17 protein-coding genes are annotated in these 18276 nt (G+C 57.6%); 10 read left to right on the top strand and 7 right to left on the bottom strand.

Annotated elements, in window-relative coordinates:
* Positions 1 to 3: 3 nt before the first annotated feature.
* The 4 genes from QVF59_RS05900 (at position 4) to QVF59_RS05885 (ending at position 4425) form a co-directional block, all read left to right on the top strand.
* Positions 4 to 1167 (top strand): iron-containing alcohol dehydrogenase, encoded by a 1164-nt coding sequence (locus QVF59_RS05900; protein ID WP_287878028.1) that lies wholly within the window; start codon positions 4 to 6, stop codon positions 1165 to 1167.
* On the top strand, positions 1164 to 1871 hold the full coding sequence (locus QVF59_RS05895; protein WP_287878026.1) for a gamma-glutamyl-gamma-aminobutyrate hydrolase family protein: 708 nt from the start codon (positions 1164 to 1166) through the stop codon (positions 1869 to 1871). Before QVF59_RS05900 ends, QVF59_RS05895 begins: the two co-directional genes overlap by 4 nt.
* Positions 1872 to 2094: 223 nt before the next feature.
* Positions 2095 to 3633, top strand: a complete 1539-nt coding sequence (locus tag QVF59_RS05890) for an amino acid permease (protein ID WP_287878024.1) — start codon at positions 2095 to 2097, stop codon at positions 3631 to 3633.
* Between the two features lie 153 nt (positions 3634 to 3786).
* Positions 3787 to 4425 (top strand): LysE family translocator, encoded by a 639-nt coding sequence (locus tag QVF59_RS05885; protein WP_287878023.1) that lies wholly within the window; start codon positions 3787 to 3789, stop codon positions 4423 to 4425.
* 83 nt (positions 4426 to 4508) lie between these two features.
* Here the strand turns inward: QVF59_RS05885 and QVF59_RS05880 are convergent, their stop codons facing one another.
* From QVF59_RS05880 to QVF59_RS05865, 4 genes are all read right to left on the bottom strand, one after another.
* Positions 4509 to 4682: a DUF2788 domain-containing protein gene (locus QVF59_RS05880; RefSeq protein ID WP_420837523.1), complete on the bottom strand. Its 174-nt coding sequence runs from the start codon at positions 4680 to 4682 to the stop codon at positions 4509 to 4511.
* Positions 4683 to 4888: 206 nt separating this feature from the next.
* A complete protein-coding gene (locus QVF59_RS05875) occupies positions 4889 to 6115 on the bottom strand; it encodes an argininosuccinate synthase (protein WP_159877986.1) in 1227 nt (408 codons plus the stop codon).
* A gap of 44 nt (positions 6116 to 6159) precedes the next feature.
* A complete protein-coding gene (gene argF, locus QVF59_RS05870; RefSeq protein ID WP_159877988.1) occupies positions 6160 to 7083 on the bottom strand; it encodes an ornithine carbamoyltransferase in 924 nt (307 codons plus the stop codon).
* Positions 7084 to 7274: 191 nt separating this feature from the next.
* Positions 7275 to 9233 carry an aminotransferase class I/II-fold pyridoxal phosphate-dependent enzyme gene (locus QVF59_RS05865; protein WP_287878016.1) on the bottom strand — a complete coding sequence of 653 codons (1959 nt, stop codon included), beginning with the start codon at positions 9231 to 9233 and terminating at the stop codon, positions 7275 to 7277.
* 266 nt (positions 9234 to 9499) lie between these two features.
* Between QVF59_RS05865 and dinG the strand changes: the two genes are divergently transcribed.
* The 6 genes from dinG to rnk all read left to right on the top strand — a co-directional run bounded on the left by dinG (position 9500) and on the right by rnk (position 15815).
* On the top strand, positions 9500 to 11626 hold the full coding sequence (gene dinG / locus QVF59_RS05860; RefSeq protein WP_287878014.1) for an ATP-dependent DNA helicase DinG: 2127 nt from the start codon (positions 9500 to 9502) through the stop codon (positions 11624 to 11626).
* Between the two features lie 126 nt (positions 11627 to 11752).
* Positions 11753 to 12067, top strand: a complete 315-nt coding sequence (locus QVF59_RS05855; protein ID WP_089085335.1) for a DUF3579 domain-containing protein — start codon at positions 11753 to 11755, stop codon at positions 12065 to 12067.
* Positions 12068 to 12237: 170 nt separating this feature from the next.
* A complete protein-coding gene (locus tag QVF59_RS05850; protein ID WP_159880837.1) occupies positions 12238 to 13404 on the top strand; it encodes a porin in 1167 nt (388 codons plus the stop codon).
* 107 nt (positions 13405 to 13511) lie between these two features.
* Positions 13512 to 14309 (top strand): type I methionyl aminopeptidase, encoded by a 798-nt coding sequence (map, locus tag QVF59_RS05845; protein ID WP_159877994.1) that lies wholly within the window; start codon positions 13512 to 13514, stop codon positions 14307 to 14309.
* A 125-nt stretch (positions 14310 to 14434) separates the two neighbouring features.
* The gene (locus QVF59_RS05840) at positions 14435 to 15289 is read left to right on the top strand and encodes a flagellin N-terminal helical domain-containing protein (protein WP_159877996.1); all 855 of its coding nucleotides are present in this window, start codon (positions 14435 to 14437) and stop codon (positions 15287 to 15289) included.
* Between the two features lie 115 nt (positions 15290 to 15404).
* On the top strand, positions 15405 to 15815 hold the full coding sequence (rnk, locus tag QVF59_RS05835) for a nucleoside diphosphate kinase regulator (RefSeq protein WP_159877998.1): 411 nt from the start codon (positions 15405 to 15407) through the stop codon (positions 15813 to 15815).
* A 60-nt stretch (positions 15816 to 15875) separates the two neighbouring features.
* Here rnk and QVF59_RS05830 read toward each other — a convergent pair whose 3' ends face one another.
* Genes QVF59_RS05830 through dnaB form a run of 3 tightly spaced genes read right to left on the bottom strand, consistent with a single transcriptional unit; the run spans position 15876 to position 18266 of the window.
* Positions 15876 to 16484 carry an alpha/beta hydrolase gene (locus tag QVF59_RS05830; RefSeq protein WP_287878008.1) on the bottom strand — a complete coding sequence of 203 codons (609 nt, stop codon included), beginning with the start codon at positions 16482 to 16484 and terminating at the stop codon, positions 15876 to 15878.
* Positions 16484 to 16903, bottom strand: a complete 420-nt coding sequence (locus QVF59_RS05825; RefSeq protein WP_287878006.1) for a (2Fe-2S) ferredoxin domain-containing protein — start codon at positions 16901 to 16903, stop codon at positions 16484 to 16486. The genes QVF59_RS05830 and QVF59_RS05825 overlap by 1 nt, the downstream gene beginning before the upstream one ends.
* Positions 16857 to 18266 (bottom strand): replicative DNA helicase, encoded by a 1410-nt coding sequence (gene dnaB, locus QVF59_RS05820; RefSeq protein ID WP_159878004.1) that lies wholly within the window; start codon positions 18264 to 18266, stop codon positions 16857 to 16859. The genes QVF59_RS05825 and dnaB overlap by 47 nt, the downstream gene beginning before the upstream one ends.
* Positions 18267 to 18276: the final 10 nt, after the last annotated feature.

The following is an 18276-nucleotide window of genomic DNA, read 5'->3' as shown; positions in this document are numbered from 1 at the left end:
ATCATGCAATTGCAAGGTAACTGGAACTATCCGACCAGCATCCGCTTTGGTGCCGGCCGCGCCAGCGAGCTGCCAGCACTGTGCCAGCAACTGGGCATGCGCCGACCGCTACTGGTCACCGACCCCGGACTGGCCCGCCTGCCGCTGATAGCAAAACTGCTGGAATACCTGCACGCGGCCGGGCTGGAAACTACCGTTTTCAGCGATATGCGTCCCAACCCGGTGGGCCGCGATGTCTACGCCGGCATCCATGCTTATAAGGAAGGCCGGCATGATGGCGTGATTGCGGTGGGCGGCGGCAGCGCGCTGGATGTGGGCAAGGCCATTGCCCTGATGGTGGGACAGGATCGCCCGCTATGGGATTTCGAGGATGTGGGCGACAACTGGCTGCGGGTGAATGTGGCCGGCGTGGCCCCCACCATCGCCATTCCCACCACCGCCGGCACCGGCTCGGAAGTGGGCCGCGCCTCGCTGATCATCGATGAGGAGGACCACCGCAAAGTCATCATCTTCCACCCGTCCATGCTGCCACGGCTGGTGCTGGCCGACCCGGAACTCACCACCGGTCTGCCGCCACATCTGACGGCAGCCACCGGCATCGATGCCTTTGTGCACAATTTTGAAGCCTATTGCTCACCGTTTTATCACCCGCTAGCCCAGGGTGTGGCACTTGAGGGCATGAAGCTGGTGCACGACTGGCTGCCCGCCGCCTATGCTGACGGCCACAATATCGAGGCGCGCTCGCACATGCTGGCCGCCTCCATCATGGGAGCCACCGCCTTCCAGAAAGGGCTGGGCGGCGTACATGCGCTGGCCCACCCCATCGGTGCGGTATTCGACACCCATCACGGCCTGGCCAATGCCATCCTGCTGCCCTATGTGATGGTGCGCAACCACAGCGCCATTGCCGAGCGGCTGACTGCCGCCGCGCGCTATATCGGCCTGAGCGATTGCAGTTTCGACGGTTTCCTGGCCTGGATACTGTCCTTGCGCAGTGAGCTGGGCATTCCCCATACGCTGGGGCAGATCGGCATTCCGCTGGAGCGAGCCAGCGAGATCGGCCGCATGGCCAAGGCTGACCCCAGCGACGGCGGCAATCCTCTGGCGCTACAGGCGGCGGACTACAGCGCCATCTATCTGGCAGCAGTGGAAGGCAGGCTGTCATGAAGCCCCCGCTGATCGGCCTGACCACCTACCCTGCCGGCCAGGGCTACGGCTACCACACCCCGGTGGATTACGTGCATGCCGTAGTGAGGGCTGGTGGTGTGCCGGTACTGCTGCCGCCGGTGGGCGAATCCGCCATTGAGCGCTGGTTGGCCGTGCTGGACGGCGTGGTGCTGATTGGCGGCGGCGATATTGCCCCTGCGCTGTTCGATGGCGGTGCCCACCCCACCATCTACAACCTCAGTGCAGAGCGGGACGATACCGAAACCGCGCTGGCACGCTCCCTGCTTGCATGCAAGCTACCCACGCTGGCCATCTGCCGCGGTTTGCAAATTCTCAACACCGTCCTGGGCGGCAGCTTGCATCTGCATCTGCCGGATGTGGTGGGCGAGGCGGTGGCGCATCGGGTGCCACCACGCGACCCGACACTGCACAGCGTGCGCGTGGCCGGTGACTCTTACCTGGCCAGCCTGCTGGGTGGCACGCAGATCAGCAGCAAGTCCTGGCATCACCAGGCAATCGACCGCGCCGGCGATGGCGTACGGCCGGTGGCCTGGGCCGAGGATGGCGTCATCGAGGCCATCGAAATCGACGACGCACCACAAGTGATTGCCGTGCAGTGGCATCCGGAGCTTTCCGCCGCGGACGACAGCAGCCAGCAAGCGCTGTTTGATGCATTGATCAGAATGAGCAGCAACAAGAACTGAAACCGGCAGCAGCGCAAGCCACCATTCAGTCATTTCGGCAGCAACGGGCCGCAGAACGCCAGCAATAGACAGGCAAGAGCAGAAGCGATGGGAAGGGTAAGGCCGCATGGCAATACCGGACCCAGGCCACTCTCTTGCCCGCAAGCGGCTGGCAATGCAAAGGGTGATGTTTCAGCAAGTGCATTTCCATGACGTGTCATTCAACACCGGAAAAAGGATCATCATGAATCGCGATCAGCACGCAGCCACGCCGCAGGGCGAGGACGAGAAACTGTTACACAGCATGGGGTACGCTCAGGAGTTGTCCAGACGCATGAGCGGTTTTTCCAACTTTGCCATTTCCTTCTCCATCATCTGTATTCTGGCCGGCGGCATTACCGCCTTTCCCGCCGGACTAAGCGCCGGAGGCGGCGCTTCCATCGGCATAGGCTGGCCGGTGGGTGCCCTGTTTGCCAGCATTGTTGCCGCCGCCATGGCACAAATTGCTTCGTCCTACCCAACCGCCGGTGGCCTGTATCACTGGTCGTCCATTCTCGGCGGCAAAGGTTTGGGCTGGGTGACGGCCTGGATCAACCTGCTGGGGCTGATTTTTGTGGTGGCCTCGGTCAATTTCGGGGTGTACGACCCCTTCTTCAAAACCCTGATCGCACCACTGCTGGGCATCAATCCGGACAAACTCACCTGGACGGAGCAGACACTGTTCCTGGCCGGCATCACCATCAGCCAAGCCTGGCTGAATCACCTGGGCATCAAGATCACCACCCGGCTGACTGATATGTCCGGCTACCTGATTTTTGTCATTGCCGTGGTGCTGACCGTATCGTTGCTGGCTTACGCCCCCGGCCCGCTGGACTTCTCCCGCCTGTTCACCTTCAGCAATTTCAGCGGTGCCGATGGCGGCACCTGGCCCAAAACCGACAACAGCCTGCTGGTTTTCCTGTCCGGCTTGCTGCTGACGGTTTACACCCTTACCGGCTATGACGCCTCCGCCCATACCTCGGAAGAAACCCATCAGGCCGCTCACAACGTACCCAAGGGCATTCTGCGCTCGGTGCTGTGGTCTGCCCTGTTCGGCTACATCCTGATCTGCACCTTCGTGCTGGTACTACCCAGCATGCAAGCTGGCGTCAAAGCCGGCATGGGCTTTTTCGACCTGCTGCTGGGCAGCCTGCCCCCGCTTCTGAAGGCAGTACTGGGTATCGGTATTTTCCTGGTCAACTATCTGTGCGGTCTGGCCTGCCTGACTTCCACCTCACGCATGATGTACGCCTTTGCCCGCGATGGTGGCCTGCCCTTCTCCCATCAGCTCAAGCAAGTGCACCCGGTACACCGCACACCGGGCCTGGCTATCTGGGTGAGCGCCACCCTGGCAATCGTTGCCACCTTGTACGGCGATGCGTTTACCGTGCTGTCGGCTGGCTCTGCAGTGTTCCTGTACATTTCCTACATCATTCCGGTCACCGCCGGCATGTTTGCCGAAGGCAAAACCTGGACCCACAAAGGACCATTCAGCCTGGGTGCGGCATCAAAGCCAATCGCCCTGCTGGCCACCATCGGTGGTGCCGTTCTGGCCTTTGTCGGCGTGCAACCACCGAATGAGAAGGTGCTGTACCTGACCATTGCCCTGCTGCTGGTGCTGCTGTTTTTCTGGTTTGTGCTGGGTGTGCGCAAGCAGTTCAAGGGCCCGCCGATTGGCGAGCGCATCCAGAAGCATCAGGCGCATATCCGCGAGATAGAAAGCGCGCTGGACAAGACCACCTGAATCCCTTACTGCATCTGTAACGGCCATGCCCGGCATGGCCTTTTTCATATCAACTGCAGCGATGCTGCATGCCTGTTCATGCCAGGAAAACCTGCTTGCCCCCAACTGGAAAATACTTAATGATGTTGTCTTGTTTGCCTTGAGAACAACGCCATGATCGTGAGCCCGGAACAACTGGCAGCCTTCACCGCTGCCGCCGTACTGATTACCCTCTCCCCCGGCCCAGACAACCTGATGGTACTGAGCCTGGGCATTGCCAAGGGCCGCCGCCAGGGCATGGTGTTTGGCCTGGGTTGCGCACTGGGCTGCATTACCCACACCATTTTGGCCGCACTGGGTGTGAGCGCGCTGATTGCGGCCTCTCCCACAGCGTTTGGTCTGCTGAAAATCGCCGGTGGCAGCTATCTGGTGTATCTGGGCTGGCAGGCCATTCGCAGCAAGGGCAGCAGCCTGCAAGCCGACCAGCGCCAGACCGATAACACGCCGCTGGCAGCGCATTTCCGCAAGGGACTGATTGCCAATGCCATCAATCCCAAGGTGGTGCTGTTCTTTCTGGCTTTCCTGCCGCAATTCGTCAACCCAGCCCAGGGCCATAGTGGCTGGCAGACCGCCATTCTGGGGCTGATCTTCACTGCACAGGCTGCGATGCTGTTTGGCAGTCTGGGCTATTTTGCCGGTGCCATCGGCAGCTGGCTTAACCGCACTCCCAAGGCCAGCCAGTGGCTGGACCGCATTGCCGGCAGCATCTTCATCGCACTGGGCCTGCGCCTGATTCTGTCGCCGCAGCGCTAAGTCGCTGCTTGATTTCCCTGCCCCCATACGCAAAACGGGTTGGCACAAGCCAACCCGTTTTCCTTTGGTGCTGCTGCTCTCTCTTATTTGAGTACCAAGAACTCCACCAGCACGTTCTTGAAAATGAAGCCCACCACACCAAAACCCAGCACCAGAAACAGAATGGCCGTACCCATCTTGCCAGCCTGGGATTTCTTGCCCAGATCCCAGATGATGAAGCCCATGAAGATGATGAGACCGGTCAGACATACGGTCATGGAAATATCGGTAAATTGCTCTTCAGACACCCTGATGTTCCTTGATGAATGCGGCTGTATGGTCAGGCGCACAGCGCTTGTGCACACGGCAGTCTTGGTGAAGCCGATACGATACGCCGCATCTACGCCCCGCTCAACTTTTCCTCAATCACAGATCGGCCAAAAGCAAAAAACCGCCCGAAGGCGGTTTTTCAACAGCGGGCCAATCAGCCGCGCTTGAGCTTGGCGTTGGCAGCAATCCGCATACGCAGTGCATTGAGGCGGATGAAGCCAGCCGCATCAGCGTGGTTGTAAGCGCCGCCGTCTTCATCGAAGGTGGCGATGTTCGGGTCGAACAGCGAATCGGTCTTGGATTCACGGCCCACCACGATGACATTGCCCTTGTACAGCTTCAGGCGTACCCAGCCGTTGACGGTGGCTTGCGAAGCGTCGATCAGGCCTTGCAGCATCTGACGCTCCGGGCTCCACCAGTAGCCGGTGTAGATCAGCTGGGCATACTTCGGCATCAGTTCATCCTTCAGGTGGGCCACTTCGCGGTCCAGTGTGATGGATTCGATGGCGCGGTGTGCCTTCAACATGATGGTGCCGCCCGGGGTTTCGTAGCAGCCACGGGACTTCATGCCCACGTAACGGTTTTCCACGATGTCCAGACGACCGATGCCATGCTTGCCGCCCAGGCGGTTCAGCTCGGTCAGCACCTGAGCCGGGCTCATGGCCACGCCGTTGATGGCGGTGATGTCACCCTTTTCGTAGCTCAGCTCGATGTATTCGGCCTGGTCCGGTGCATTTTCCGGGCTGACCGTCCACAACCACATATCTTCTTCCGGCTCGGCTGCCGGGTCTTCCAGCACGGTGCCTTCGTAGGAGATGTGCAGCAGGTTGGCATCCATGGAGTACGGGCTGCCACCGTTCTTTTTCTTGCTGATGTCGATACCATGCTTTTCGGCATAGCTCAGCAGTTTTTCACGGGACAGCAGGTCCCATTCGCGCCACGGCGCAATCACCTTGACATCCGGTTTCAGAGCGTAATAGCCCAGCTCGAAACGCACCTGGTCGTTACCCTTGCCGGTGGCACCGTGCGATACCGCATCGCCACCCACGGCATTGGCGATTTCGATCTGGCGCTTGGAAATCAGCGGACGGGCGATGGACGTACCCAGCAGGTACTCGCCTTCGTAGATGGCGTTGGCACGGAACATCGGGTAAACGTAGTCGCGCACGAACTCTTCGCGCAGGTCTTCGATAAAGATGTTTTCCGGCTTGATACCCAGCGCAATCGCTTTCTTGCGGGCCGGTTCCACTTCTTCACCTTGGCCGATGTCGGCGGTGAAGGTCACCACTTCACAGTGGTAAACATCTTGCAACCATTTGAGGATGACGGAGGTATCCAGGCCACCGGAGTAGGCCAGCACTACTTTTTTGATGTCAGACATGATGCGTTTTCTTTCCAGCGAATCTAGTGGGTTGTCCTGCCGGTTCAGTCGTACTGATGACCAAGCAGCAGATATTCGATCAGGGCTTTCTGGGCGTGCATGCGGTTTTCCGCCTCGTCCCATACCACGCTCTGCGGGCCGTCGATGACCTCGGCGGTCACTTCCTCACCACGGTGGGCAGGCAGGCAATGCATGAACAGCGCGTCCGGCTTGGCATGCTTCATCAGCTCGGCATTCACCTGGTAGCTGGCAAACGCTTCCAGTCGGGCTGCACTTTCTGCTTCGTAGCCCATGCTGGTGAACACGTCGGTAGTGACCAGATCGGCCCCTTCCACGGCCTTGACGGCGCTGTGGCTGGGCTCAAAATGCTCGGGGCCGTAATGCACGCCATCCAGCACCGTCAGCTCGTAACCTACCGGCGTAGCCACCTTCAGCTTGAAGCCAAGAATCTTGGCCGCCTGCAGCCAGGTACGGCAGACATTGTTGCCATCGCCAATCCAGGCCACGGTCTTGCCCTTGATCGAGCCACGATGCTCGATGAAGGTGAAGATGTCGGCCAGAATCTGACAGGGGTGGTATTCATTGGTCAGGCCGTTGATGACCGGCACTTTGGAATGCGTGGCCAGACGCTCAACCAGCGACTGCTCGAAGGTGCGGATCATGATGATGTCGCTCATGCGCGACAGCACCCGTGCCGTATCTTCAATGGGCTCACCGCGCCCCAACTGGGAGGTCTTGGTATCCAGGAACATCGCATGACCGCCAAGCTGAGCCATGCCGGCTTCAAAGGAAACCCGCGTACGCGTGGAATTCTTTTCGAAGATCATGGACATTACGCGGCCTACCAGCGGCTGATACAGCTGTTTTTCGCTGTGTCGTCGCTTCAGAACCTTGGCACGCTCGAAGATGTGGCGATACTCCTCGTGGTTCAGGTCGCTGAATTGCAGGTAATGTCCTACTTGCTTCATGGGTAAGATTTCCAAAAAAAAAGACCATCGCGCATAGAACACGGTGTGTGTCTTCATGCGCAATGGCACATTACTACACGCAGGTCTCAAGTCAGTTAACTGGTGTCGCAATCCCGTAGCAATTGGATACTGGATTTATATATTTGCGACAATTGTTATATTTATCGGAAATCTGCCATTCTGACAAGGTCTCAGCCGAACAATAATCTGTCAGGCAAATGCGAAAGCTCCCTATCTTTTAGCACTCTGACATACATTTCCCCGCCATCTTCGGCGAGTCCATGCATTTCTATGGTCTTTTGTGTCTTTTGCAGACGCGCCAGATAAGACAGGATACTGTCGTCAATTACCTGCCCCGGCACCAGAACCGGTATGCCCGGCGGGTAAGGCACGATCTGATCGCAACATACCCGGCCATTGAGCGCAGCATTGGGACGGCCATCATCATCCAGCAAGGGCAGGCGCTCGCCAGCCTCGTAAAATGCGTCGCGCGGCAGGCAGGCCAGGCGGGAAAAGCGCGGAATCTCCGGCATCCGCCCGACAGCACGCGGTGCGCGCTTTTCCTTGGCCAGACGCAGCAGCGCATCATACAGCCGTGATACCTTGCTGCGCGTGGTACCCATGGTCAGCAACAGGGTGATGGTGCTGAAGGTGGATTTCTCTACCTGGATGTTGTAACGCTCGAACAGCTCGTGTTGCAGCTCGTCGGTGGTAAAACCGGACTGGCTGATATCCACGGTCAGCTTGGTCGGGTCCAGCCGGATGCCGTCCTCGCGCATTTCCTCGGGCAGCAGGTCTTCCAGCTCCAGCACGCGGAAAGCACCGGTGGAGTTGATCTTATCGCGCAGTTCCTCTGCCAGCTTCAGCGTACGGTCCAGCAGCCGGTAGCCCTCGGTCACGGCTTGCTTGCGTGCCACATCCAGGCTGGCAATCAGGTTGTACTGCGGGCTGGTGGAGGTATGCATATTGAAGTTCTCCCGGAACAGATGCTCGTCAAATCCGGGGTCATTCACATGGATCATGCTGGCCTGCGAGAAGGCGGACAGAATCTTGTGGGTACTTTGCGTGACATAGTCGGCACCGGATTCCAGCGCCGTGGGGCGGAAAGCCGGATGGAAACGGGCAAAACCGTACCAGGCCTCATCCACAATCACCTTGATGCCCTTCTCATGTGCCGCTTCGATGATGGGGACCAGATCGTAGCGCAGGCCATCATAAGTGCAGGAAGTCAGAATCAGCACCCGCGCATCCGGATTCGCCTCGATGGCGGCGAAGATGGTGGACTTGGGTACCGGCCCGAAAATGCCGTACTGCTTGTTGATGGAGGAATCCAGATACACCGGCAATGCACCGGACAGAATCACCCCGTGATGGACTGATTTATGGCAATTGCGGTCCAGCAGCAGCTTGTCACCCGGTGCCAGCAAAGTCTGGAAGATTACCTTGTTGGAAGTTGACGTACCATTTGTGGCGAAATAGGTTTTGCGCGCACCAAAGGCTTTAGCGGCCAGCTTTTGCGACTCGGCAATCACCCCGGTCGGGTGCAGCAGCGAGTCCAGCATCGGCACGGAAACGGACAAGTCGGCGCGCAGCATGTTCTCGCCGACAAAATCGTAAAAATCTCCGACCCACGGGCTGCCCTTAAGCGAATCGCCACCGGCATGGCCCGGCGTATGCCAGGAGTCCTTGGCCATGCGCACGTATTGCTTGAGCTTGTCGTAAAACGGCGTAGCCGATTTCTCCGCCAGCTCGGCAGTCAGGATGCGGAACCAGCCGTTGTAGTCGGTTTCGTCACGATAGAAATAACCATCCACGGCGTGGCTGGCAAGATTCTCCACCAACACGCGCTCGTCATCATCCATCAGCAATACATATAAGGACAATTCAGGGCGGAAGTGGCTGATCTGGTTGGCCAGCTCGACTGCAGCCTGATTCAGCCCTTTTTCCTGCAGCTGCTTGTCTACCAATACCGCCTGGATATCACCATCACGGCGGATGATGTCCATGGCCTCCTTCAGGCGCGATGCGCCCATGAAAGTTAGCCCATATGGGTTCTCCAGCCTTACGGCTACAGCACCCAGTCCGGCCAGCACATCAGACTGCCACTTTGCATCATCGCTTACCACCAGAACGCGGCTAACGGGTGTCATCAACTCATTTCTCCTGTGTGCAGAACACTGCGTACTTGTTATTTGTCTGTCCATGCGTACGCAAAACGTGTCAGCCTTTTCTTGTCACATGCCATCCAGTTTCCGCCGGAGACTATGCAGTGGCTGATCACGCCTGATGAATTGTTTTGGCTATCGTATCCACAAGCCGAGCGCGGCGTCATTTTGCAAAGCAGCATTTGCGCACCAACGAAAATCCATGACGCTTTAGCACCAAAACCACCCTCAGCTTGCGGTACAATCGCGCCATGCTGACCGATGCCGAAAAAGACGCCATTCGCGACCACTACCGTACCATTGCCGACAACCTGCCCGGCTTCCGTCCACGCGCTGCCCAACGCCGCATGCTGGCCGAGATAGCCAACGCCTTGTCGCGCAGCATGGAAAAACAGGGTGATGCCTATCCCAATCGAGAGGGTGAGAGCATCGCGGTGATCGAAGGGCCGACCGGCGTTGGCAAGAGTCTGGCCTACCTGCTGGCCGGTGGCGTCATGGCAAGGTCACGCGGCAAAAAGCTGGTGGTCACCAGCGCCACCGTTGCCCTGCAAGAGCAGCTGGTCAATCGCGACCTGCCCTTTGTGGTGGAAAACAGTGGCCTGCCGCTGACATTTGCCTTGGCCAAGGGCCGTGGCCGTTATCTTTGTCCGCAGCGCATCTACGCACTGACCGCCGAAAATTCCCAGGGCCAATTGCTGGCCCCGGACCCGATGCTGGCCTTGTGGGACCGCAAGCCCCAGGCCGGTGAGATAGAAGCCTTGCGCAGCATGGCGGACGAGTTCTACTACCGCCGCTGGAATGGCGATCGTGACACCTGGAAAGAGGTGATCGAAGACGGCCTGTGGAGCCGCGTCACCAACGACCGCCACGGCTGCCTGAAAGCCGCCTGCCCCAACCGGCCGGAATGCCCGTTCTACCTGGCGCGCGACACCCTGGAAACCGTGGATGTCATCGTTGCCAACCATGATTTGATGCTGGCCGATGTTTCCATGGGTGGCGGCGTCATCTTGCCGGCCCCGGAAGACAGCTACTACTGCATCGATGAGGCACACCATCTGGCCAAAAAAGCCATCAACCAGTTCTCGGCTGAACACTCGCTTGCCCAAGCTATGAGCTGGCTGGACAAGGTAGCCCCCACAGCAGCCCGGGTGGAAACACTGACCGGCAAGGTGGAAATCACTACTCAGGCCATGGATGCTGCCAGTGCCTGCATGGAAACACTGAACGAATGGCTGTGGCTGCTTGGTGGCGAAGACGCACTCAGTGCCAACAGTGAAAACATGGAGCCCACCTGGCTGATGGATGACGGCCAGTTGCCAGAGCGCCTGCAGCAGCCAGCCCGCAATATGGCCATTGCCGCCCGCGCCATCTTCAAGCATCTGGCCGCACTGAACGATGCGCTGACCGAGGCCCGCAAGGAAAAAGGCAGCGATACCACCCAGATCGACAAAGCCGCCACTGACATCGGCTTTCTCAATGGCCGTGCCGAACAACTGATGGCGGTATGGGATCTGTTCGAGAAAGAAACCGAAGAATCCGCCCCACCCATCGCCAAATGGATTACCCGCCGCATCGAGGGCAAGGGTGACTATATTTTCTCCGCCTCCCCCGTCAGCGCAGCCGCCAGCCTGGCGGCCACCTTGTGGCGTCGTGCCGCCGGAGCAGTCCTCACCTCGGCCACCTTGCGCTCACTCGGTGCATTTGACCTGCTGCTATCGCAAACCGGGCTGAAGTGGCTGCCACAGGTCAGTTGCGTTGCACTGGATTCGCCATTCAACTTTACCGAGCAGGGCGAGCTGTATTTGCCACCTATGCTGGCCAGCCCCAAGGACCCGCAAGGTCACACCAAGGAAATTGTCGAGTGGCTACCCAAGCTGGTGGATATCGCCGAACCGGTTGGTACGCTGGTGCTGTTCTCCTCGCGCAAGCAGATGCAGGAGGTTGCTGCCCTGTTGCCAGAAAGCTTGCGCACCCAACTACTGATTCAGGGAGAAATCCCCAAGAGCGTATTGCTGGAAACCCACCACCAGCGACTGAAAGAAGGACAACCCAGTGTGATCTTCGGACTGGACTCTTTCTCGGAAGGCCTGGATTTGCCAGGAGAGAGCTGCGTGCATGTCATCATCGCCAAGCTGCCGTTTGCCATGCCGGATGATCCAGTCGGCAAAACCCTGTCCCGCTGGATAGAAAAACGCGGCGGCAACCCTTTTGTCGAACTGACGGTTCCTGAGGCCTCGATCAAGCTGATCCAGGCAGTAGGCCGGCTGATCCGCACCGAGCGCGATTATGGCCGCGTCACCATACTGGACAACCGACTGGTGAAACAAAGTTACGGAAAAAAGCTGCTTGCCTCGTTACCGCCATTCAAGCGCATCTGATTTTCAGGTAAAATTGCGGGTAAACCCGCGATTGCCCTGCAACAAAGACAGACCAAAACAAAAATCCTGTCTTTGCTATAGATAAATACAGAGACCACACCTTAAAAGCACACCCGGTTCATCACCATGATTTGCAATCCATATGAAGTAGTCATCCAGGGACTCACCTCCGAAGGCCGTACCTTCCGCCCCAGCGACTGGGCTGAACGTCTGGCAGGCATTCTCGCCTCTTTCGGTGGCGATCAGAAACTTTCCTACCACGCCTATGTACGCCCGATGCTACTGGAGGGGGTACGTTGCGTGGCCGTCGACAAGAAGCTGCAGAAGATCGACCCGCAGGTTTTCCAGTTTCTAATGGACTTCGCCAAGGACAATGATTTGCGTATTGTCGATTGTCGAACCTTGATCGACGAAATCTACCCCAACAAGTTTTTGGCGTAAAAACAACAAATCCGGTTTGTCTAGGCTTGATCTGCATCATTACTGCAACATCAGCGTCACATTTTGTGGTTAAACTTCGACAGTACTGACGTGCTGGACGGCTCAAACATAGAGTTCCGCCACAGCCAGTACGCATAACGAAACATAAAACCCCTGATGGAGCACTGATGATGCACAAGAAAAGCCTAGCCGCACTGGTTGCAACCCTGTTCGCCGTTCCGTTCGCCGCTCACGCTGACGTAACCATTTATGGTTTCCTGAGCAGCAGCATCGAATCCACCAAAGCTACCGGCGCTACAGCTGGTGACTACAAGTCCCGTACCCGTGTTGTGGACGACAACTCCCGCATCGGCTTCAAGGGCAACGAAGATCTGGGCAATGGCACCAAGGCCATCTGGCAGGTTGAAAGCAGCCTGCGCTACTTCGAGCAAGGCGGTACCAACGATATTGGCCAGGGTGCTACTTTCGCTAGCCGCAACTCCTTTGTTGGCCTGGACAACTCCAGCTTCGGTAAGGTCCTGCTGGGCCAGAACGACTCCGCCTACAAGTCCCTGACCAACATCGGCCTGAACCTGTTCGGCGATACCACCGCCGAAAACAACGGTGCTGCCAACGTTTACAGCCGTGGCGAAGCCCGTCTGAAGAACTCCATTCACTACTTCTCCCCTAACTGGTCCGGCTTCCAGGTTGGTGGTTCTTACGGCGTGGATGAAAGCCGCACTTCCAGCGGCAGCAACGGCAGCACCAACGCATCCCACCTGTCCTTGGCAGCAAACTACACCAACGGCGGCCTGCAACTGGCAGCTGGCTGGGATCGCACCAACGACACCGGCTTCAAGCAAGACCAATTCAAGAGCTCGGCCTACAAAGGTTTTGCCTGGTCCGGCGCTAACGTGACCTACACCAAACTGGCTGCCAGCTACAAATTTGCCACCGGCACTTTTGTTGGTGCCGGTTATGAATTCGGTCGCTTTGACCAAGCCATTGCTGGTGCCAGTTCCCTGAAACAAGATGACTGGACCCTGTCGCTGGGCCAAGACATCGGCGCTGCTACCGTGAAGCTGGAATACAGCTCGCTGGGCCGTCTGAAGGGTGCCACTGCAGGTACTGAAGACAACTACAAGGCTCACCAGTGGGCGCTGGGTGTGGACTACAACCTGTCCAAGTCCACCAAGCTGTTCAGCTACTACACCAAGATCACCAACAAGCAATCGCAATCTGCTAACTTTGCCAACACTCCGGTTTACAACACCACCGACACCACTGCCAACACTGGCGTGTTGAACGCTGGCAACGACCCGCAAGCCTTCGGTGTTGGCCTGAAAGTTGCGTTCTAAGCTGAAAACCGCTTAGCAACAATCTGTAAAACGGGCGTCCCATGGGATGCCCGTTTTTTCATCATTTGCTAGAATGGAACATTGCCGCACACACCAAGACCACCACAATGAGCGTTGAACTGAAAACTCCCGCCGATATCGAGAAGATGCGTATCGCCGGCAAGCTGGCTTCCGAAGTACTGGATTACATCACCCCCTTCGTCAAACCTGGTGTCACCACCGAGGCCATCGACAAGCTGTGCCATGACTACATGGTCAATGAGCAAGGCTGCATTCCTGCCCCGCTCAACTATGCGCCGGACGGTCACAACCCCTACCCCAAATCCATCTGCACCTCGATCAACAGCGTGGTGTGCCATGGCATTCCCAATGACAAGCCGCTGAAAAACGGCGACATCATGAACATCGACATCACCGTGATCAAGGATGGCTACCACGGCGATACCAGCCGCATGTTCTTTGTCGGTGAAGTCAGCGAACACGCCCGCCGCCTGTGCAAGATCACTTATGAATGCATGTGGCGCGGTATCGAAAAGGTCAAACCGGGTGCCACGCTGGGTGATATCGGCTATGCCATCCAGCAATACGCCGAAACCAGCGGTTACAGCGTGGTACAGGAATTCTGCGGCCACGGCATTGGCAAGCGTTTCCATGAAGAACCGCAAGTATTGCACTACGGCCGTCCCGGTACCGGGCTGGAACTACAAGCTGGCATGATTTTTACCATCGAACCGATGATCAACCAGGGCAAGCGCCACCTGCGCATGATGGGTGATGGCTGGACTGTCGCCACCAAGGACCGCAGCCTGTCGGCACAATGGGAACACACCATTCTGGTTACCGAAACCGGCTATGAAATCCTGACCCAGTCGGCAGGAACACCGGCCAAGCCTGCCTCGCGCTAAGGTTTTGTTAGCAATACCACAGCAAACACCCGCATATTGCGGGTGTTTTTGTGTAAATACTGGTTAAGAAGAAGAATGGCATCTATAGTAAGCCCATGATCTGACAGTGTAAAAGCGACCTTAACATGCTTGGCATCAATACCAATCTCGGCGCACTCAACGCCCAGACCCAACTGGACAAATCGCGCAAGAATACCGAGCAGACGCTAGCCCAACTAGCCTCTGGCACCCAGCTCACCAGTGCAGCAGTCAATGCTGCAAATACGGCACTGTCCCAGTCACTGGAAGCGCAAGTACGTGGTGATAATCAGGCCAGCAGCAACGCCTTGGATGGCATCTCTCTGGTGCAGACAGCAGATGGCGCACTATCGCAATTACAGAGCAATAGCCAGCAAATTCAGGAACTGGCGATCCAGGCTGGAGACGCTGCACTCAACGGCAGCAATCGCCAGGCCATGCAACAGCAGGTAGACCAGCTAACCCAGAGCAACTCGGCCATCATCCAGAGTACGCAATACAATGGCACGTCCCTGCTGAGCGGCAATACCCAGCTGCAATTCCAGGTTGGCCCCAATGGCGGCAGCAGCAACCAGATCAGCGTCAGCACCAGCAATCTGAGCGCCAGCCCTGCCAGCGGCGGCCTCAACGGTTACAGCAGCAATCTGAATGCCACCGGCACCATCGACATTTCCAACCCGGCCAGTGCCATCGCCGCCCAGTCACAGATGCAATCCGACCTGGCAACGATAGGCAGCGCGCGCACCCAGCTGGGGGCGGCCAGTAACCAGTTTTCCACCGCCATCAGTAATCTACAAAATGCCTCACTCAATGCACAGGCAGCCAACAGCCGCATCAGCGATACCGACTATGCAGCAGCCACTGCGCAACTGGTACAGCAGCAGATACTCGGTCAGTCGGCTATTGCGGTCCAGGCGCAAGCCAATATGTCTCAGCGTAGTGCACTGAGCCTGCTAGGCTAACACGCGGCAACTTTCCGTCGGCTCCACACTCCAAGTCAGACATGCATCTTTATTTGCAACCACACGCACAGGCAATTTCTCTGCCTGTGCTTTTTATTGAACGAAGGAGTCGACCATGCCTAGCCAACCATCCATCATCGTTTCCAGCCTTGACTACGAAAGGCTGGCGGCCTGGATGGAACGGCTTCCCGCACAGGACAAGGCAACCCTGACAGCACTGGAAGCAGAGCTGGAACGCGCCGAAGTTGTGGAACCAGAAGAAATCCCTGCCGGCATCATCACCATGAACAGCACGGCACGGGTTCGCATTGAACAAACTGGGGAAGAAAAACTGCTGACCCTGGTTTATCCTAACCAGGCCGACGGCACGGCCGGACATGTATCGGTACTGGCCCCGGTCGGAGCCGCACTGCTCGGGCTGGCGGAAGGCCAGTCCATTGACTGGCCGACATTGGCAGGTGTCACCCGCCTAACCGTCGTAGAAGTCAGCTACCAGCCAGAAGCTGCTGGCGATCTGCATCGCTAATACAGCCAACAAAAAAGGCCGGTCATCTGATCGGCCCATATCAACTCATTATCCCGACATTTACCAGCAGCGCTGGATCATCTGCCCCAGCTTGACCAGTTTGCCATGGAAAAAATGGCCTGCACCGGGGAATACCAATACCGGCAGATCCTGCGGCCTGGCCCAGTCCATCACGGCAGACAATGGGATAACCTCATCCTCTTCGCCATGAATCACCAGCGTATCAGCGGGGACAGATGGCGTGGGAATTTCATACTTGCCGACGGCAACACCCATCAACAACAGCTTGTCGGCCTCGATTACCGCTCGGGTACGCGCAGCGACAAATCCGCCAAAAGAGAAACCGGCCAGCGCCAGCGGCAGTTCGCCATGCTCGCTACGTGCATGCGCAATCACAGCCAGTACATCATCCACTTCACCAATGCCGTGATCATGCCCCCCCTCGCTCTCCCCCACCCCGCGCAGGTTGGGACAGTAGCAGGCATAGCCCAGTTGCGAAAGCGCCTTGGCAGTCGTCTGCACTACCTTGTTGGTGTTAGTGCCACCCTGCAGCGGATTGGGATGGCAAATGACCGCCACACCGCGGATGGCAGCCTGCGGCAATACAACGATGGTTTCCAAACCGCCAACCGGGCCAGCCACTACAATCTTGTTCAATGCTTTGAGCATCAGATCTTCAGCCTTTCTACAATGCGCCCGGCCACCATGTGCTCATCCACGATTTCATCGATATCCTGCTGGTCGATAAAGGTGTACCAGGTCTCTTGCGGATACACCACCATAACCGGGCCATCATCGCAACGACCCAAGCAACCGGCCTTGTTGATGCGGATCTTGCCATCGCCCGCCAGACCCAAGGCTTTGATACGATCTTTCATATAGCCCAGCAACTCACTGGAGCCATGGTTATTACAGCAATCCTCACCCGTGGCACGCTGGTTGCAGCAGATGAATACATGTTTGTCAAAAAAGCTCATGACCTTCCTTTCCTGAACAGATGCACACACCTGCTGCACCTTGCTTCCTTGCTGACAGACAACCTTAGCTATCGCTGTCCGCCCAGCCGCTGATACCCAGCGTGGCTGCATTTTCGAATTTGGCATGTTTGCCGACAAAGGCCAGTCGCACCGCCCCAGTCGGACCGTTACGGTGCTTACCGATAATGGCCTCGGCCATACCCTTTACTTCCGCGTTTTCCGGGCTGTAATACTCTTCACGGTACATAAAGATAATGATGTCAGCATCCTGCTCGATGGCACCGGATTCCCGTAAATCGGACATCATCGGGCGCTTGTTGGGACGCTGCTCCACCGCGCGCGACAGCTGCGACAGCGCAATCACCGGCACCTGCAACTCCTTGGCCAAACCCTTCAGGCCACGCGAGATTTCACCCAGCTCTGCGGTACGGTTGTCACCACGGCCGGAGCCGGACATCAGCTGCAAATAGTCGATCACGATCAGGCCGAGCTTGCCGCCATGCTGGCGCGCCAGGCGACGGGCGCGGGCACGTAGCTCCAGTGCCGTCAGTGCCGGGGTTTCATCGATATACATCGGCGCTTCGGACAGCTTGCCGATGGCGTAGGTCAGTTTCTGCCAATCCTCATCGCCCAGCTTACCAGTACGCAACACATGCTGATCCAGTCGGCCTACCGAGCCCAGCATACGCATTACCAGTTGGGCACCACCCATTTCCATGGAGAATACGGCCACAGGTGCCTTGTACTCCACCGCAACATGCTCCGCGATATTCATGGAGAATGCGGTCTTACCCATGGACGGTCGACCAGCCACAATCACCAAGTCCCCCGGCTGCAGTCCGGATGTTTTGGCATCCAGATCGATAAAACCGGTGGGGATACCGGTTACTTCATCCGGATTGTCACGGCTGTACAGCATGTCGATGCGTTCGACCACTTCCTTCAGCAACCCTGGCATTTCCAGAAAGCCCTGCTTGGATTTGGCAGTGGATTCGGCAATCTGGAACACCTTGCCTTCCGCCTCATCCAGCAACTGGGCAGCATCACGGCCTTGCGGGGCATAGGCCGACTCGGCGATCTCCGCCCCCACCACAGCCAGCTGGCGCATGATGGAACGCTCGCGCACGATCTCGGCATAGCGGCGGATATTGGCGGCCGATGGGGTGTTCTGCGCCAGTGTCGCCAGGTAGGACAGGCCACCAACATCGGCCAGCTCGGCATTCTTGTCCAGCACCTCGGACACTGTCACTACGTCGGCAGGACGGCCCAGTTCAACCAGGCGGGCAATGTGCTTGAAAATCAGCTTGTGATCGTGGCGGTAAAAATCCGCCTCAGAGACAACATCGGCAATCTTGTCGAATGCCCCGTTGTCCAGCATCAGGCCACCAAGGACCGACTGCTCGGCCTCGGTCGAATGTGGCGGCGTGCGCAGGGATGCCATGGCACCATCAAAATTTTCGTACTGTTCGGTCATGGAGACTCAA

Source organism: Aquitalea sp., from assembly GCF_030150775.1.
GTDB lineage: Bacteria > Pseudomonadota > Gammaproteobacteria > Burkholderiales > Chromobacteriaceae > Aquitalea > Aquitalea denitrificans.
Note: the sequence above shows the minus strand (reverse complement) of the source record. Positions and strands in the feature narration are given on the sequence as shown.